This is a genomic window from Streptomyces sp. NPDC029296, assembly GCF_055569255.1.
Window position 1 is genome coordinate 104,231 of sequence record NZ_JBVHXT010000008.1, and the last position, 16,553, is coordinate 120,783.

Sequence of the window (16,553 nt, forward strand, 5' to 3'; positions counted from 1 at the left end):
ACAGCCTGGGGGAGTAGTTGCTGCACGGCGGGCCCATCCCGATTCCGGGTCATCTCAAGCTGCCTCCGGGGCGGCAGCGCTTCCTCGGGCGGCTGCGCCGGGCCTGGCGGTCGCGCAAGGCACTGAAGGGCGTCACCCAGTGGATCCTGGACTGGGGGCTGCCGCTGCTCGCCTGTCTGGGCGCGCTGTACGTCTTCGCGGCGCGGGCGCAGAGCCCGAGCGGGGTCTACCGGGTCTTCGCCATGATCGACGCGCCCCGGCACCTGCCGTTGTGGCTGGCGTCGCTCGTGGGCTGGCTCCTCGTCCCCGCCATCATCGGCGGGTTCGCCGGTCATGTGATCGCCGAGCGCATCAGCCGGGCGAAGTCGATCTCGACGCACACCCTCTTCCGGCAGCGCAGGCTGCGCCAGCGGCTGCGTCCGCCCGGCCTCATCGACAACCTGGCCGCCTACTTCCACGGGACCGTCGCCCAGCAGGACTTCGTCGACGCCTGGGTGCGGGTGGCGCACCGCAACGACTGGGCCCGGGCCCAGGACCACTGGGAGGTCTTCGTGCGGGACACCATGTCGACCCAGCAGTACGCTCACCTGGACCGCCACGAGTGCCTGCGGCAGGTGCAGAGCGCGGCGAAGATGGCGCTGCGCGTCACGGCCCGGAGCAGCGGACTGTGCGTCGTGTGCGAGAGGAGGCGGTGAGCCGTGCGTTCCGACGACGCGGTGGAGATCATGCGGGCCTCGCTGGCCCTGGCCTTCCCCACGGCCAGCGCAGAGGGCCTGACCCGGGCCGCCGAGACGCTGATCCGCTGGGGCTCGGAGGACGTCGAGGACCAGCTCGACCAGGAACTGATCGCCCGGATGCTGCTCGACCTGCTCGATGTCGCCGGGGTGCGGGTCGAGGAGTTCCGGCCCGCGGAGGGGGACTGGAACGGGGAGATGCTCCAGGGCCTGGCGGCGCGGTACCGCACCTGGTCGCACTCCGACGCCATGCTCCCGCTGCCGTTCCTGCCGAGGCCTCCGGACGAGCCCCGGGGCCCCGGTGACCCCGGCGACCCGTTCCGGCCACCGCGTCCGGGCGGCCGCTGAATCGAGTCACGGTTCGAAAACTCCCGTTCCCAGCGCACCACAACCGCTTACAGTGCTCCCGCATGTCGAATTGAACATGTTCAACAGGCTGAACGGGAGGGGGATCCGCGTCATGCGCAACGGGGTCAAGGCGGCCGTGGTGGGCGGGGTGTGCGTCACGCTGCTGAGCGGCGCCGGCTACGGGCTCTACAACTTCGCGTCCGCCATGAGCGGGGACAGCGGCACGGCGGCCGGCGTGGCACCCCCGCGCACCGGGCCGCCCGGCGGCTCGGAGGTGAAGGAGACCACCAAGGCGTTCTTCGCCGCCTGGGAGAAGGGGGACGCGGCGACCGCGGCCTCGTACACGAACTACCCGGAGGCCGCCCGGGCGCTGCTGACGGCCTACGGCCGGGACGCGCACATAGGCGAGGTGCGCATCGCCCCGGACACGCCCGTCGGCGACACGGTGCCCTTCTCGGTGACGGCGACGGTGTCCTACGGCGGCACGTCCAAGCCGCTGTCCTACCGCGGCACGCTCACCGTCGTCCGCGGCAGAACCTCGCACCGGGCGCTGGTCGACTGGCGGCCCTCCGTCGTCCACCCGCGGCTGCGCCGGGGCGACACGCTGGCCACCGGGGAGTCGTCCGCCCCGCTGATCGAGCCCGTGGACCGCGACGGGAAGGTGCTGACCCGGGAGAAGTACCCCTCGCTCGGCCCCCTGCTGGACGAGCTGAGGAGCCGCTACGGCGAGAGGGCCGGCGGCCGGCCCGGCGTGGAGCTGGTGATCCGGCACGAGGCCGGGGCGGACGGCGGCCAGGCCGCGGACACCCCGCTGGTCACCCTGGCCGAGGGCCGGCCGGGCCGGCTGCCGACCACGCTCAGCGCGAGCGTCCAGGCGGCGGCCGAGGCGGCCGTGCTGAAGTACCCCGAGTCCTCGGTGGCGGCCGTCAAGCCGAGCACCGGCGAGATCCTCGCCGTCGCCAACAACCGGCAGGACGGCTTCGACGCGGCCCTCCTCGGCGAACGCGCCCCCGGCTCCACCATGAAGATCGTCAGCGCGGCCACCCTCATCGACAACGGCCTGACCACGGCCGACGGCCCGGCGCCCTGCCCGCCCTCGGCCGTCTCGGAGAGCCAGACCTTCCAGAACCTCGAGGGGCTGGCGCCCGACGAGCACGCCACCCTCGCCGACAGCTTCGCCCGCTCCTGCAACACGGCCTTCGTGAAGTTCGCCGACGAGGTGCGGCCCGACTCCCTCACCAAGGAGGCCCAGGACCGCTTCGGGCTCGGCCGGAACGACTGGCAGGCCGGTGTGCCCACCTTCGACGGCCGGGTCCCCGTCTCCGGCGGGCCCGACACGGCGGCCGGTCTCATCGGCCAGGGCACGGTGCAGATGAGCCCGCTGAACATGGCCTCCGTGACGGCGACCGCGATGACCGGCGCCTTCCGCCAGCCGGTGATCGTCCCGCTGAGCCTGGACGGCCGGGAGCCGGCACGCGCGCGGGGCCTCGCGCCGGGCACCGTCCGGCAGTTGCGCGCCATGATGGGCCGCACCGCGCGCTCCGGCACCGCCGCCGGGGTGATGGCCGGCCTGGGCGGGGACGTCGGCGCGAAGACCGGGTCCGCCGAGACCGACGGCGCGGCCCGGTCGGACAGCTGGTTCACCGGTTACCGGGGCGATGTCGCGGCGGCGGCCATGGTCCAGGACGGCGGGCACGGTGTCGACGCCGCCGGGCCGATTGTCGCAACCGTGCTACGGAACGCCGGTTGAGATCACCCGTGGAGACGGGGACCTTAAGGTGAAAGCCGTCGTTGGAGAGTGAGGGCTTAGGAGAGCCTGGAAAAGGCGCGGAGGAACTGAGGCTGTGGGCAAGAGAAGGCGCGTCGCCGAGCGGCACAAGACCCGTCCCGCCGTGCTCGGCGGGATGCTCGCCGTGGTCGTCGGCGGCGCCGGGGCCGGCCTGTACGCGCTGTACGACGGCGGGGCCGCGGCCGACGAGGGCACCGCCGCGGCCGCTCGCGAGAAAGTGAAGACCGGCCCGCTCACCGCCGCCGAGGTCCGCACCGCCACCACCCGATTCCTCACCGCCTGGCAGCACGGCAGGACGGCCGAGGCCGCCGCCGCCACCGACGACCCCGCGGCGGCGGGCCCGCTGCTCACCGGCTACACCAAGGACGCCCACCTGGAGAACGTCACCCTCACCCCCAAGGCCGCCAAGGGCGCCACCGTGCCGTTCGACGTGCGCGCCACCCTGGCCTACCAGGGCGTGAGCAAGCCGCTGGCCTACGGCAGTTCGCTCACCGTCGTCCGGCGCCCGGGGGACGGCGAGCCGCGCGTCGACTGGCACGCGGCCGTCGTCCACCCGGACCTGAAGGACGGCGACCGGCTGGTGACCGGCGCGTCCGGCACCCCGCCGGTCAAGGCGCTGGACCGCGACGGCGGCGAGATCACGGCCGCCCGGTACCCGTCGCTGGGCACGGTGCTGGACGGGCTGCGGGAGAAGTACGGCAAGACCGCCGGCGGCACGGCGGGCATCGAGCTGCGCGTGGTGCGCGGCAAGGAGTCCAAGGCCGCCAAGCTGTCCGACAAGACCCTGGCGGAGCTGAGCGAGGGCACCCCGGGCACGGTGCGGACGACGCTCAGCCCGGCGCTCCAGGCGGCGGCCGAGCGGCAGGTGGAGAAGCGGGCGAAGGCCTCGGTGGTCGTGCTGCGGCCCTCCACCGGCGAGATCCTCGCGGTAGCCAACAGCGGCCACGGCTTCAACACCGCCTTCCAGGGCGCCCTCGCGCCCGGCTCCACCATGAAGGTCATCACGTCGTCGCTGCTCATCGACAAGGGCCTGGCCTCGGCGGACAAGCCGCACCCGTGCCCGAAGACGGTGACCTACGGCGGCTGGAAGTTCCACAACGACGACGACTTCGAGATCAAGGGCGGCACGTTCAAGGCGAGTTTCGCCCGCTCCTGCAACACCGCCTTCATCAGCCAGGCGAAGAAGCTGGACGACGACGACCTGACCAAGCAGGCCCAGCAGGTCTTCGGGCTGTCGATGAACAACTGGGCGATCGGCGTGCCCAGCGTGGACGGCTCGGTGCCGGTGCAGTCGGCGGCGCAGATGGCGGCCGAGCTGATCGGGCAGGGCGGGGTGCGGATGAACCCGCTGAACATGGCCTCGGTCGCGGCGACCGTGAAGGCGGGCTCCTTCCACCAGCCGTACCTGGTGGCGCCGTCCGTCGACCACCGGAAGCTGGCCACCGCCGCGCGCGATCTGTCCGCGAAGACCCTCTCCCAGCTGCGCGAGCTGATGCGGTACACGGCCGCCTCCGGCACGGCGGCGGAGGCGATGGCGGGGCTCGGCCCGGACTACGGCGCGAAGACCGGCTCGGCGGAGGTCGACGGCCAGAAGAAGCCGAACGGCTGGTTCACCGCCTACCGGGGCGATCTCGCCGCCGCGGGCGTGGTCCAGGCGGGCGGGCACGGCGGCGACACGGCCGGGCCCGTCGTGGCGTCGCTGCTGAAGCTCGGCGGCTGATCAGCCGCGTACCGGCTCGGCGGTGTAGGTCCGGCGCAGGAACCGCAGCAGGGTCTTGCACTCGAACTGGACCACTTCCACGCCGTCGCCGGTGTGGAACTCCACGACGGCCTGCACCCGGCCGCAGGGCCACACCCGGACGGCGCCGCTCTCGGCCGGCACCCGCAGTCCGCGTTCGAGCAGCGCGCGGGCGAAGGTCCACTCGTGCGCTCCCGGCAGCCCGATGCGGACCGCGCGGGGATCACGGTCGGGGTCGTACCGCAGCACGACGGGCACGGCCCCCGGGTCCTCCTCGTCCGTGACGATATGAGCGCACGCGTACTGCTCGACTACAGACATCGGACCGCCCTCTCACGCACCGTGACTTAGGTGGAAGCCGTTCATCCGCTTCCATCCAGAGTCGCACATTTCCCGGTTCGCGCCTCTGGTGGGAGACGAGACTCTGTCTCTCTTGCAAGAGGTTCGCAACAAGGGCCTAAAATCGTCGGGTGCATGTACCTGACGGATTCATAGACGCCCCGACCTCCGCGGTCACCGGAGTGGTCGCCGCCGGCGCCCTCGCGGTGAGCCTGCGCGGTGCCCGCCGCGAGCTGGACGAGCGCACCGCACCGCTGGCCGGTCTGGTCGCGGCGTTCATCTTCGCCGTACAGATGCTGAACTTCCCCGTCGCGGCCGGGACCAGCGGACACCTGCTGGGCGGAGCCCTGGCCGCGATACTCGTCGGCCCGTACACGGCCGTGCTGTGCGTGTCCGTGGTGCTGCTGATGCAGGGCGTGCTGTTCGCCGACGGCGGGCTGACCGCGCTCGGCGTGAACATCACCGACATGGCGCTCGTCACCACCGTCGTGTCCTACGCCGTCTTCCGCGGCCTGCTCGCCGTGCTGCCCCGCAAGCGGCGCTCGGCGACGGTGGCCTCCTTCGTCGCCGCGCTGGTGTCCGTGCCCGCCGCCGCGGTCGCCTTCACCCTGATCTACGCCGTCGGCGGCACCACCGACGTCTCCATCGGCAAGGTCGCCACCGCGATGATCGGCGTGCACGTGCTCATCGGCATCGGCGAGGCGGTCATCACCGCGCTCACGGTCGGCGCCGTCATCGCCGTGCGCCCCGACCTGGTGTACGGCGCACGCGGCCTGCGCCGGCGCCTCCGGCTGCGGGTGAACGGCGCCCTGGTGGACGCCCCCGCGGCCGGGCCCGCCGTCCCGGCGCCCGCGGCGGCGCGCACCTCGCGGCGCACCCTGTGGGTGACCGGCCTCGTCACCTCCCTGGTCCTGGCCGGCTTCGTCAGCTTCTACGCCTCCGCCAACCCCGACGGCCTGGAGAAGGTCGCGCACGACAAGGGGATCGACAAGAAGGCGGAGGAGCACGCCGCGGCCGACTCGCCGCTGGCCGACTACGGCGTGAAGGACGTCACCAACGCCCGGCTGTCCGGCGGTCTCGCGGGCGTCATCGGCGTCGGGGTCACCGTCGTCGCGGGCAGCGCGGTGTTCTGGGCGCTGCGCCGGCGGCGCACCGACGACGCCTCCCCCGTGAACACGGGCGTCTGACGTGGGAGCGGATGGGGGTACCTCCCGCGCGAGCGCAGCCGAGCGTGGGGGAGCGCACCGGCTGTACCGGCAGGGCCGCTCGCCCGTGCACGGGCTGCCGCCGCACACCAAGCTCGCCGCCGCGTTCCTGTTCGTGGTGGTCGTGGTGTCGACCCCGCGCGAGGCGATGTGGGTGTTCGCGGTCTACGCCGTGCTGCTCGGGTCCGTCGCGTACCACGCGCGCGTGCCCGCCGGCTTCCTGCTCAGGCGGCTGCTGATCGAGGTGCCGTTCGTGACGTTCGCGGTGCTCATGCCGTTCGTCGCGGAGGGCGAGCGGGTGCACGTCCTCGGGCTCTCGCTCAGCGTGAACGGACTGTGGGGCGCCTGGAACGTGCTCGCCAAGGGCACCCTCGGCGTCGCCGCCTCCGTGCTGCTGGCCGCCACCACCGAGCTGCGCGAACTCCTGCTGGGCCTGCAGCGCCTGAGGCTGCCCCCGCTGCTCGTGCAGATCGCCTCCTTCATGATCCGCTACGGCGACGTCATCACCGACGAGATGCGCCGGATGCGGATCGCCCGGGAGTCGCGCGGCTTCGAGGCGAAGGGCGTGCGGCACTGGGGCGTGCTCGCCAAGTCCGCCGGCGCGCTGTTCATCCGCTCCTACGAACGCGGGGAGCGGGTGCACCTGGCCATGGTCAGCCGGGGGTACGCCGGATCGATGCCGGTCATCGACGAGGTGACCGCCTCCGGCGCCCAGTGGCGGCACGCCCTCGCCCTCCCCTGCGCCGCTCTCGTCGTCTGTCTGCTGGGATGGTTCCTGTGACTGCTTCTCTGGAGGTCTCCGGCCTCGCCTTCGCCTACCCGGACGGACACCAGGCGCTGTTCGGCGTGGACTTCACCATCGCGCGCGGCGAACGGGTCGCCCTGCTCGGCCCCAACGGCGCCGGCAAGACCACCCTGGTGCTGCACCTCAACGGCATCCTGAGCGGCGGCACGGGCACGGTGACCGTGGCCGGGCTGCCGGTCGGCAGGCAGCACATGGCCGCGATCCGGCAGAAGGTCGGCATCGTCTTCCAGGACCCGGACGACCAGCTGTTCATGCCGACCGTGCGGGAGGACGTGGCGTTCGGCCCGGCCGCCGCCGGGATCAAGGGGGCCGCGCTCCAGGAGCGGGTGGACACCGCGCTGGAGCGGGTCGGGATGCGGGACTTCGCCGACCGGCCGCCGCACCACCTGTCCTTCGGGCAGCGCCGCCGGGTCGCGGTGGCCACCGTGCTCGCCATGGAACCGGAGATCCTGGTCCTGGACGAACCGTCGTCCAACCTGGACCCGGCCTCCCGCCGGGAGCTCGCCGACATCCTGCGCTCCCTGGACGTGACGGTCCTCATGGTCACGCACGACCTGCCGTACGCCCTGGAGCTGTGCCCGCGCTCCCTGATCCTCAGCGACGGCGTGATCGCGGCGGACGGCCCCACCGGCGAGCTGCTGTCCGACGACGCGCTGATGCGGGCGCACCGGCTGGAGCTGCCGTTCGGCTTCGACCCGAAGTCCGTGACCGCGGGCGCGTGACGCGCCGTCCCGCCGTCGTCCCCGGCAACGCCGGTGTAACGATTCCGCCGGGCTGATCCCACCGAGGAATCGCAGGCGCACAGCCCCGGTTGCACCCACTGTCGCAGGCGATCGGAAGGGACGGCGGACGTGGACGTGCACGGCACAGTGGCCGAGGGCTTCGAGCCGGTCAGGGAGGCGTTCGCCGCGAACTTCGCGCATCTCGGCGAGCGCGGCGCGGCCGTCACGGTCTACCGCGACGGGCACCGGGTGGTGCACCTCTGGGGCGGCGGGAGGGACATCGACGGCGGCGCCGGGGCCGCGCCCTGGGAGCCCGGCACCGCCCAGATCGTGCGCTCGGCCACCAAGGGCGTGGCCGCCGCCGCCCTGCTGCTCCTGCACCAGCGCGGCGAACTGGACCTGGACGCGCCCGTCGGCACGTACTGGCCGCAGTTCAAGGCGGCCGGCAAGGAGCGCACGCGGGTGTGGCACCTGCTGGCGCACCGGGCGGGCGTGCCCGTGCTGGACCGTCCGCTGACCCCGGCCGAGGCCGCCGGCCCCGACGCCGGCGCCGCGGCCGTCGCCGCCCAGGCGCCGGTGTGGGAGCCGGGCACGGACCACGGCTACCACGCCCAGACCTACAGCTGGCTCACCGGTGAACTGCTCCGCCGGGTCACCGGCCGCCCGGTGGGCGCGTTCATCGCCGAGGAGATCGCCGGGCCCGTCGGCGCGGACCTGTGGCTCGGGCTGCCGGAGGCGGAGCGGGCGCGGGCGGGCCGGGTCGGGCCGGCCAAGGTGCCCGAGACGGCGGGCGGCCTGAAGACCCGCCCCAAGCGGGCGGTGGCCGAGGCCTACGCCGACCCGGACTCCCTCACCCGCCGCGCCTTCGCCGCGATCACCCCGCTGCCGGACGAGAACGACCCCGGCTACCGGGCCGCCGCCCTGCCCGCCTCCAACGGCATCGCCACGGCCGACGGGCTGGCCCGCTTCTACGCCGCGCTGATCGGCGAGGTGGACGGCGGCAGCCGCCTGTTCACCCCGGACACCATGGAGCTGGCCCGCGCCGAGCGGTCCGCCGGGCCGGACCGGGTCCTGGTGGTCAACACCCGCTACGGCCTCGGCTACATGCTGCACGGGCCGGCGTCCCCGCTGCTCTCCCCCGGCTCCTTCGGCCATCCCGGGCGCGGCGGCGCCCTCGCCTTCGCCGACCCGGAGTCCGGCATCGCCTTCGGCTACGTCACCAACGGCTTCCGCGCCGGCGTGACGGCGGATCCGAGGGCGCAGGCGCTGGTACGGGCCGTCCGCACGGCGCTCGCCTGATCCGCGCCCGCACCCGCGCCCGGCGCACGCCGGGTGCGGGTCAGACGTGGATCGGGTGCGAGGTCCGCCCGGACGCCGAGTCGATCTCCTCGTGCGCCTTGCTCAGCAACCGCATCGCGAGTTCGTTCAGGGCGCGGGCACCGGCGATCTCCTCGCCGACCCGGGGCTGGTTCGCGTCGACCTGGTGCCTGCTGGCCCGGCCGTGCGCCCGTACCTCGGTGCCGTCGGGCAGGCGCACCAGGGCCGCCGCGCGCGTGTGCAGGTCGTCGTCCTCCTTGAACTCCAGCTCGACATGCCATCCGACAGCGGTGTGCGTCATCACGACCACCTCCGTAAATCGCTGCTTCCAGGGTGCGCCCTGCCACCCCGGCCCGTCATGTCGGCGGCGTCAGGCGGTGCGTTCGCGCACGTCCGCGACGGTGGCACCGGCGTGCACCACGAGGTCCTTCGGCGCCATGGGGAAGACGGTGTACGGCGTCCCGGCCGCCGCCCACACCAGGTCGTGCTCCAGCAGAGCGCGGTCGGCGAGGACCCGGGTGCGCGTACGATGCCCGAAGGGCGGCACCCCGCCGATGGCGTACCCGGTGGTCTCCCGCACCACCCGCGCGTCGGCCCGGCCGACCTTCCCGGCGTCCAGTTCCTCCCGCACCCGCTCCACGTCCACCCGCGAGGCCCCGTCCATCAGCACCAGCACCGGTTCCCCGTCGGCGGCGAAGACCAGGGACTTGCAGATCCGGCTCGGCTCGCACCCGATCGCGGCGGCGGCCTCCGCGGCGGTCCGGGTGGCCTCCGGGAAGCGCCGGGTGCGGGCGAGGACGTCGTCCAGCCCGAGCGCCCGCAGCGCTTCGGCGAACCGGGGGTGGGCCCCGAAGTCCTCGGCATCGGCGTCAGTCGTCGTCATGCGGGGCACGCTACGACACACCCGGCCGCCGCTCACGGGAATTCCGGCCCCCGGAACCGGAGGTGACCCCGGCCCGCCAGGGACGACGACCCCGGCGTCCGCTGACGTTCCGCCCGCGGCACACGTGACCGGCCCGGGACGGCGAAAAGCCGGTGAGGGTGCGTCCCCGTCCCCACGGGCACCCTCACCGGCCGCTCAGCCGGGGAAGCGGTACGTCAGGCGCGTACCAGTTCCCTCTCCTCCTCCGGGTCGGCGTGGGCGCGCAGGCCCTCGCCCTCGACGTCCACGTTGGGCAGCGCGCGGTCCAGCCACCTCGGCAGCCACCAGGCGCGCTTGCCGAGCAGGGCGAGGACCGCCGGGACGATGGCCATGCGGACGACGAACGCGTCGAAGAAGACGGCGATCGCGAGGCCGAAGCCGATCATCTTGACCATCGACTCGCTGGAGCCGATGAAGCCGGAGAAGACGGCGATCATGATGACGGCGGCGGCGGTCACGACCCGGGCGCCGTGCTTGAAACCGGTCACCACGGCCTGGCCGGGCGTCTCGCCGTGGACGTACGCCTCCCGCATCCGGGTCACGAGGAACACCTCGTAGTCCATCGCGAGGCCGAAGACGACGCCCACCATGAAGATCGGCATCATCGACATGACCGGGCCGGTCTGCTCGACGTTCATCAGGCCGGACAGCCAGCCCCACTGGAAGACCGCGACGACCGCGCCGAGCGCGGCGAGCACCGACAGCAGGAAGCCGAGGGCCGCCTTCAGCGGGACCAGGACCGAGCGGAACACCACGATCAGCAGCAGAAACGCGAGGCCGACCACCAGCGCGAGGTAGGGCAGCAGCGCGTCGTTCAGCTTCTGCGAGACGTCGATGTTCATCGCCGTGGAGCCGGTGACCAGCACCTTGGCGTCGGTGTCCCGGGTGATGTCCGCGCCCTTGTCGCGGATGGCGTGCACCAGGTCCTCGGTGGTGACCGAGGACGGCTTGGAGTTCGGCACCACGGTGATCGTCGCGGTGTCGCCGGCCTTGTTGGGCGCGGCCGGGGTGACCGTGACGACGTCCTTCAGGCCCTTGATCTCCGCGCCGACCTTGGCGAACGCGTCCTTCGGCCGCGCGCTGTCCTTGGCGTCGACGACGACCATCAGCGGGCCGTTGAAGCCGGGGCCGAAGCCCTCGGAGAGCAGGTCGTAGGCGCGGCGCTGGGTGGTGGAGACGGGCTGGGAGCCGTCGTCGGGCAGGCCCAGCTCCAGGGAGGCCGCCGGGAGCGCCGCCGCGCCGAGGCCGAGCACGCCGAGCACCAGCACGGCGACCGGGCGGCGGACGACGAACCGGGCCCAGCGGGTGCCCATGTTGGACCGGCCGGACCGCTTGGGCGTACGGCCGCCGCCGAGCAGCCTGCTCTTCTCGCCGGTCGGCTTGATCTTGCGGCCGGCGTAGCCGAGCAGCGCCGGGATCATGGTCAGGGCGATGAGGACGGCGATGGCCACCGTGCCCGCCGCCGCGATGCCCATCTTCGTCAGCATCGGGATGTTGACGACGGACAGGCCGACCAGGGCGATGACGACGGTCAGGCCGGCGAAGACCACCGCGGAGCCCGCCGTGCCGACGGCGCGTCCGGCGGCCTCCTCGCGCTCGCGGCCCTCGGCGAGTTCGGCGCGGTAGCGGGAGACGATGAACAGGGCGTAGTCGATGCCGACGGCGAGGCCGATCATCGTGGCCAGGGTGGACGTGGTGGAGCCCAGGTCCAGGACGGAGGCCAGCGCGGTGATCGAGGCGACGCCGATGCCGACGCCGATGACGGCGGTCAGCAGCGGCAGCCCGGCGGCGAGCAGCGAGCCGAAGGTGATGACGAGGACGACGGCGGCGATCGCGATGCCGATGATCTCGCTGGAGCCGGTCTCCGGCGTCGCGTTCAGCGCGTCACCGCCGATCTCGACGGTCAGCCCGGCGTCCCGCGCGTGCTGCGCGGCCTCCTTGAGGTCGTCGCGGGTGGTGTCCTCCAGCTCCATGCCGGAGACCTTGTACTTCACCGACGCGTACGCGATGGCGCCGTTCTTGCTGACGGCGTGCCCGGTGTAGGGGTCGGCGACGGAGGCGACCTCGGGGCCGCCGCCCAGTTCCCTGACGGTCTTCTCGACGGCCGCCTTGTTGCCGGCGTCCGCCATCTTCTCCCCACTCGGGGCCTTGAAGACGACCCGGGCGGTCGCGCCGTCGGCGCTCATCCCGGGGAAGCGCTGTTCCAGCAGGTCGAAGGCCTTCTGGGCCTCGGTGCCGGGGATGGAGAAGGAGGTGTTGCCGGGGGTCGGCGCGGAGGCGGCGCCCACCCCGGCGAGGGTGAGCAGCGCGACCCATATCAGGGCGACGAAGTGCCGTCGCCGGAAGGCGAGCCGGCCGATTCTGTAGAGGAACGTGGCCACTTAGGGCGTACTCCCGGTCAGGTCGTGGTTTCAGCTGGGCAGGGGTGATCAGCCCGACGACGTGAGCGGTGACGTCAGTGGTGGGCTTGCTGGGGAAGTCGGAGTGTCCGTCGGTTTCAGACGCCGAGGGCGGGGAGGACCACGGCGTCGATGTACGAGAGGAGGAAGTCCTGCGTCGGCGGCTGTTCGTCGATCAGGGTGCGGGCGGCGAACGCGCCGATCATCATGTGGAGCACGAACCCGGTCGCGGGGTTGTCCGCACGGACCTCGCCCCGCTCGACCGCCCGCTGGAGCACCCGGCGCAGCTCGGCCAGCTCCGGCTCGATGAGATGCTCCCGGAACGCCTGGAGCAGGTCGGGGTTGCCGTGCACCGCCATGGCCAGGCCCCGCATCAGCGCGGAGTTCTGCTCCATCTCGCAGTCGTCGGCGTGCAGGATGAGGGCGTGCAGGTCGCCCTTGAGGGACCCGGTGTCGACCTCCGCGACGCGGCCCGGCTTGCCGTGCCGGACGGCTTTCGCCACCAGTTCGGCCTTGCCGCCCCACTGGCGGTAGAGCGTGGCCTTGCTGGAGCGGGTGCGGGCGGCGACGGCGTCCATGGTGAGGGCGTCGTAGCCGACCTCCCGGAGCAGGTCGAGCACGGCCTCGTACAACTCGGCCTCGCGCTCGGGCGTGATCCGGCTGCGGCGCGTCGTCGCGACGCCTTCGGTCATGCCCCTCACCTCACCCTCCGGTTCTTCCTTCCGTATCACCGAAGATACCCCGCCCCTTCTACGAAACGAAACCGTTTCGTACGTGTGCTCGGTCACGAAGGTGAAGGCCCCATAAGGAGAAGGTGAGGAGGCCATAAGGTCCCCGCTCCGGGGCCACGAGTTGCCGGTGCCCGGTGCCCGGAAAAGCATGGGGAGGGTGAGTTATCTGCGCCTTCCCCACCTCAGCGGCGACCTGCTGTGCTTCGTGGCCGAGGACGACCTCTGGCTGGCCCGTCTCGGCGCCCCGGACCGCGCCTGGCGGCTCACCGCGGACCGCACCAAGTCCGGTCATCCGCGCTTCTCCCCCGACGGCCGCCACATCGCGTACACCTCCTGGCGCAGCCTCGTCCCCGAGATCCACCTCGTCGACGTGGACGGCGGCGGGCCCGCGCGGCGGCTGACGTACTGGGGCGGCGTGGACACCCAGGTGTGCGGCTGGAGTCCGGACGGCGACATCCTGGCCGTCGCCTCCCACGGCCAGCCCTTCTCCCACTTCACCTGGGCCTACAAGGTGCCGCCCGACGGCGACCCGGGCGGCCGGCTGCCCTGGGGGCCGGTCTCCGACATCCAGGTCACCGGCCTCGGCGGCGAGCGCCGGACCCTGCTGCTCACCGGCACCCCGCCGCACGAACCGGCCTCCTGGAAGCGCTACCGCGGCGGCGCCACGGGCCGGCTGTGGCTGCACGGGCGGCGGCTGCTGGCGGACCTCGACGGCCATCTGGCCTGCCCCATGTTCGTCGCCGGCCGGATCGCCTTCCTCTCCGACCACGAGGGCGTCGGCAACCTCTACTCCTGCGCCCCTGACGGCACCGACCTGCGCCGCCACACCGACCACGACGCCTTCTACGCCCGGCACGCCGCCAGTGACGGCAGCCGGGTGGTGTACCAGTGCGCGGGCGACCTGTGGCTGGTGGACGACCTCTCCCCCGGCGCCGCACCGCGCCGGCTCGACGTCCGGCTCGCCGGTCCGCGCACCGGCCGCCGCCCCTATCAGGTGCCGGCCGCGCAGCACGTCGACGGCATCTCCGTGGACGAGACCGGCCGGGCCAGCGCGGTCGTCGTCCGGGGCAGCCTGTACTGGCTCACCCACCGCGACGGCCCGGCCCGCACCATCACCGAGACGCCCGGCGTACGGGTGCGGCTGCCGGAGATGCTGGGCTGCACCGGTGCCCTCGCCTACGTCACCGACGCCGAGGGCGCGGACGCCGTCGAGATCGCCCAGCTCCCCCGCGCCAGCGGCGACCGCGCCCCCCGCCGGCTCGCCTCCGGCACCCTGGGCCGCGTGCTGGAACTGGCCTCCGACCCGCTCGGCGAACGGCTGGCGGTCGCCTCGCACGACGGACGGCTGCTGCTCATCGACGTACCCGAAGGCGACGCGGGCGGAGGCGACGGGCCGGAAGGCGACACACGGGAAGGCGACGCACCGGAAACCACCGGGGAGGCGGCCGCGGAGGGCACGGACGCCGTACCGCCCGGAGCCGGGATCACCGAACTGATCCGCTCCGCCAACGGCCCCGTCCGCGACCTCGCCTTCTCCCCGGACGGCGCCTGGCTCACCTGGTCGCACCCCGGGATCGGCCGCTCCCTGAGGCAGATCAAGCTGGCCCGCATCAAGGACCGGCTGATCGTGGACGTGACCAACGGCCGCTTCGAGGACGAGAACCCGGTCTTCACCCGTGACGGCCGCTACCTCGCCTTCCTCTCCTGGCGCGGCTTCGACCCGGTCTACGACGTGCACACCGGGGACCTGTCCTTCCCGCTCGGCTGCCGCCCCTACCTCGTCCCGCTCTCGTCCGCGACCCCCTCCCCCTTCGCCCTCAGCCCGGAGGGCCGGCCGGCCGCCGGCGGGCTGGACCCGCTGGAGGACGAGGGGACCGGCGAGGCCGGCACGGTCACCGTCGAGGTGGAGGGGCTGGCGAACCGGGTCACACCGTTCCCGGTCATCGCCTCCAAGTACTCCGGGCTGTCCCCGGTCGCGGGCGGCGGACTGGTCTGGCTGCGCTGGCCGATCTCCGGCGCGCTCGGCGAGACCTTCGTCAACCCGGCCGACGTCAGCGGCCGCCCGACCCTGGAGCACTTCTCCCTCACCAAGGCCAAGAAGTCCGAACTGGTCGACCACCTGGACTGGTTCACGGTGAGCGGCGACGGCACCCGGCTGGTCGTGGTGGACGAGGGCGAGCTGCGGGCGGTGCCGTCGACCGAGATGGGCGACGGCGACACCACCGTGTGGATCGACGTGCGCCGGATCAAGCACGAGGTGGACCCGCCCGCCGAGTGGCGCCAGGCGTACGCCGAGGCGGGCCGGCTGATCCGCGCCTACTTCTGGGACCCGGGCATGTGCGGCATCGACTGGGACGCCGTCCTCGACCAGTACCGCCCGCTGGTCGAACGGGTCGCCTCCCCCGACGAGTTCGCCGACCTGCTGCGCGAGGTCCTGGGCGAACTCGGCACCTCCCACGCCTATGTCACCGCCGCCCGCCGCAACGAGGGTCCGCCCCACTACCAGCGCCTGCAGGGCCTGCTCGGCGCCAACTTCGTCCGCCATGACGGCCGTTGGCTGGTGCGGCGCATTCTGCCGGGCGACTCCTCCGACTCCCGGGCCCGCTCCCCGCTGGCCGGCACGGGCATCCGCGAGGGCGCCGTCCTCACCCATGTCGACGGCCGCCCGGTGGACCCGGTGACCGGCCCCTACCCGCTCCTCGCCGGCTCGGGCGGTACGACCGTGGAGCTGACCTTCACCCCGCCGGACGGCGAGCCCGGCGGACCCCGGCGGGTCGCCGTCGTCCCGCTCGTCGACGAACGGCCGCTGCGCTACCAGGACTGGGTGGCCAAGCGCCGCCAGGTCGTCCGCGAGCTGAGCGACGGCAGGTGCGGTTATCTGCACATCCCCGACATGGGCGGCTCCGGCTGGGCCCAGTTCAACCGCGACCTGCGCATGGAGATGTCCCGGCCCGCGCTGATCGTGGACGTGCGCGGCAACGCGGGCGGGCACATCAGCGAACTCGTCGTGGAGAAGCTGACCCGGACGATCCTGGGCTGGGACCTGACCCGGGACGCGCAACCGGTGTCGTACGCCTCCAACGCCCCGCGCGGACCGGTGGTGGCCCTCGCCGACGAGGCGACCTCCTCCGACGGCGACATGATCACCGCCGCCTTCAAGCTGCTGAGGCTCGGGCCGGTCGTCGGCCAGCGGACCTGGGGCGGAGTCGTCGGCATGACCGGACGGCACCGCCTCGGCGACGGCACGGTCATCACCGTCCCGATGAACGCGGCCTGGTTCGACGCCTACGGCTGGTCCGTGGAGAACCACGGCGTCGCCCCCGACGTGGAGGTCCTGCGCACCCCCGTGGACTGGGCGGAGGGCCGCTACCCGGTGCTGGGCGAGGCGGTCCGGCTGGCTCTGGAGCTGCTGGGGGCCCACCCGGCGGCGGTCCCCCCGGACTACTCCGGCGTGCCCGACCGGTCCCGCCCGAAGCTGCCCCCGCGCACGGCCGGATAGACAGG

General features: G+C 73.2%; 14 protein-coding genes. 9 read left to right on the plus strand and 5 right to left on the minus strand.

The genetic code is table 11. From position 1 onward, the window contains the following. Positions 1–17 precede the first annotated feature (17 nt). From ACZ4W9_RS09305 to ACZ4W9_RS09320, 4 genes are all read left to right on the plus strand, one after another. Positions 18–695 carry a DUF6313 family protein gene (locus tag ACZ4W9_RS09305; protein WP_467934316.1) on the plus strand — a complete coding sequence of 226 codons (678 nt, stop codon included), beginning with the start codon at positions 18–20 and terminating at the stop codon, positions 693–695. Between the two features lie 3 nt (positions 696–698). Further along, entirely contained in the window at positions 699–1,082 is a 384-nt protein-coding gene (locus ACZ4W9_RS09310; RefSeq protein WP_467934318.1) for a hypothetical protein, read from the plus strand. A gap of 112 nt (positions 1,083–1,194) precedes the next feature. Next, positions 1,195–2,832, plus strand: coding sequence for a penicillin-binding transpeptidase domain-containing protein (locus ACZ4W9_RS09315; protein WP_467934319.1), 1,638 nt, complete (start codon positions 1,195–1,197; stop codon positions 2,830–2,832). A 94-nt stretch (positions 2,833–2,926) separates the two neighbouring features. Then, positions 2,927–4,591 (plus strand): penicillin-binding transpeptidase domain-containing protein, encoded by a 1,665-nt coding sequence (locus tag ACZ4W9_RS09320; RefSeq protein ID WP_467934320.1) that lies wholly within the window; start codon positions 2,927–2,929, stop codon positions 4,589–4,591. Here the strand turns inward: ACZ4W9_RS09320 and ACZ4W9_RS09325 are convergent, their stop codons facing one another. After that, positions 4,592–4,930 (minus strand): SsgA family sporulation/cell division regulator, encoded by a 339-nt coding sequence (locus tag ACZ4W9_RS09325; protein ID WP_467934322.1) that lies wholly within the window; start codon positions 4,928–4,930, stop codon positions 4,592–4,594. It abuts the gene before it with no gap. Between the two features lie 149 nt (positions 4,931–5,079). On the opposite strand from ACZ4W9_RS09325, the gene ACZ4W9_RS09330 reads away from it, so the two are divergent. From ACZ4W9_RS09330 to ACZ4W9_RS09345, 4 genes are all read left to right on the plus strand, one after another. Beyond that, on the plus strand, positions 5,080–6,135 hold the full coding sequence (locus tag ACZ4W9_RS09330) for an energy-coupling factor ABC transporter permease (protein ID WP_467934323.1): 1,056 nt from the start codon (positions 5,080–5,082) through the stop codon (positions 6,133–6,135). A 1-nt stretch (position 6,136) separates the two neighbouring features. Then, positions 6,137–6,934 (plus strand): cobalt ECF transporter T component CbiQ, encoded by a 798-nt coding sequence (gene cbiQ / locus ACZ4W9_RS09335; RefSeq protein WP_467934325.1) that lies wholly within the window; start codon positions 6,137–6,139, stop codon positions 6,932–6,934. Continuing rightward, positions 6,922–7,680, plus strand: coding sequence for an energy-coupling factor ABC transporter ATP-binding protein (locus ACZ4W9_RS09340; protein ID WP_467934326.1), 759 nt, complete (start codon positions 6,922–6,924; stop codon positions 7,678–7,680). Before cbiQ ends, ACZ4W9_RS09340 begins: the two co-directional genes overlap by 13 nt. Positions 7,681–7,809: 129 nt before the next feature. Further along, entirely contained in the window at positions 7,810–8,979 is a 1,170-nt protein-coding gene (locus tag ACZ4W9_RS09345; protein ID WP_467934327.1) for a serine hydrolase domain-containing protein, read from the plus strand. A gap of 40 nt (positions 8,980–9,019) precedes the next feature. On the opposite strand, the gene ACZ4W9_RS09350 is transcribed toward ACZ4W9_RS09345, so the two are convergent. The 4 genes from ACZ4W9_RS09350 to ACZ4W9_RS09365 all read right to left on the minus strand — a co-directional run bounded on the left by ACZ4W9_RS09350 (position 9,020) and on the right by ACZ4W9_RS09365 (position 13,010). Continuing rightward, positions 9,020–9,298 carry a DUF1876 domain-containing protein gene (locus tag ACZ4W9_RS09350; RefSeq protein WP_467934329.1) on the minus strand — a complete coding sequence of 93 codons (279 nt, stop codon included), beginning with the start codon at positions 9,296–9,298 and terminating at the stop codon, positions 9,020–9,022. Positions 9,299–9,367: 69 nt separating this feature from the next. Then, positions 9,368–9,880 (minus strand): YbaK/EbsC family protein, encoded by a 513-nt coding sequence (locus ACZ4W9_RS09355; protein ID WP_467934330.1) that lies wholly within the window; start codon positions 9,878–9,880, stop codon positions 9,368–9,370. Positions 9,881–10,095: 215 nt separating this feature from the next. Continuing rightward, on the minus strand, positions 10,096–12,300 hold the full coding sequence (locus ACZ4W9_RS09360) for an MMPL family transporter (RefSeq protein WP_467934331.1): 2,205 nt from the start codon (positions 12,298–12,300) through the stop codon (positions 10,096–10,098). Between the two features lie 116 nt (positions 12,301–12,416). Then, complete coding sequence (locus ACZ4W9_RS09365; RefSeq protein ID WP_189752026.1) at positions 12,417–13,010, minus strand: TetR/AcrR family transcriptional regulator; 594 nt, start codon at positions 13,008–13,010, stop codon at positions 12,417–12,419. A gap of 187 nt (positions 13,011–13,197) precedes the next feature. Between ACZ4W9_RS09365 and ACZ4W9_RS09370 the strand changes: the two genes are divergently transcribed. Next, a complete protein-coding gene (locus ACZ4W9_RS09370) occupies positions 13,198–16,548 on the plus strand; it encodes a S41 family peptidase (protein WP_467934333.1) in 3,351 nt (1,116 codons plus the stop codon). The last annotated feature ends 5 nt before the right edge of the window (positions 16,549–16,553 follow it).

What these genes read in the sequence shown, in the direction of transcription:
- ACZ4W9_RS09325 (WP_467934322.1), bottom strand. Translation starts at nt 4,930, where the DNA reads ATGTCTGTAGTCGAGCAGTACGCGTGCGCTCATATCGTCACGGACGAG.
- ACZ4W9_RS09340 (WP_467934326.1), top strand. Translation starts at nt 6,922, where the DNA reads ATGGTTCCTGTGACTGCTTCTCTGGAGGTCTCCGGCCTCGCCTTCGCC.
- ACZ4W9_RS09365 (WP_189752026.1), bottom strand. Translation starts at nt 13,010, where the DNA reads ATGACCGAAGGCGTCGCGACGACGCGCCGCAGCCGGATCACGCCCGAG.
- ACZ4W9_RS09315 (WP_467934319.1), top strand. Translation starts at nt 1,195, where the DNA reads ATGCGCAACGGGGTCAAGGCGGCCGTGGTGGGCGGGGTGTGCGTCACG.
- ACZ4W9_RS09350 (WP_467934329.1), bottom strand. Translation starts at nt 9,298, where the DNA reads ATGACGCACACCGCTGTCGGATGGCATGTCGAGCTGGAGTTCAAGGAG.
- ACZ4W9_RS09355 (WP_467934330.1), bottom strand. Translation starts at nt 9,880, where the DNA reads ATGACGACGACTGACGCCGATGCCGAGGACTTCGGGGCCCACCCCCGG.
- ACZ4W9_RS09370 (WP_467934333.1), top strand. Translation starts at nt 13,198, where the DNA reads ATGGGGAGGGTGAGTTATCTGCGCCTTCCCCACCTCAGCGGCGACCTG.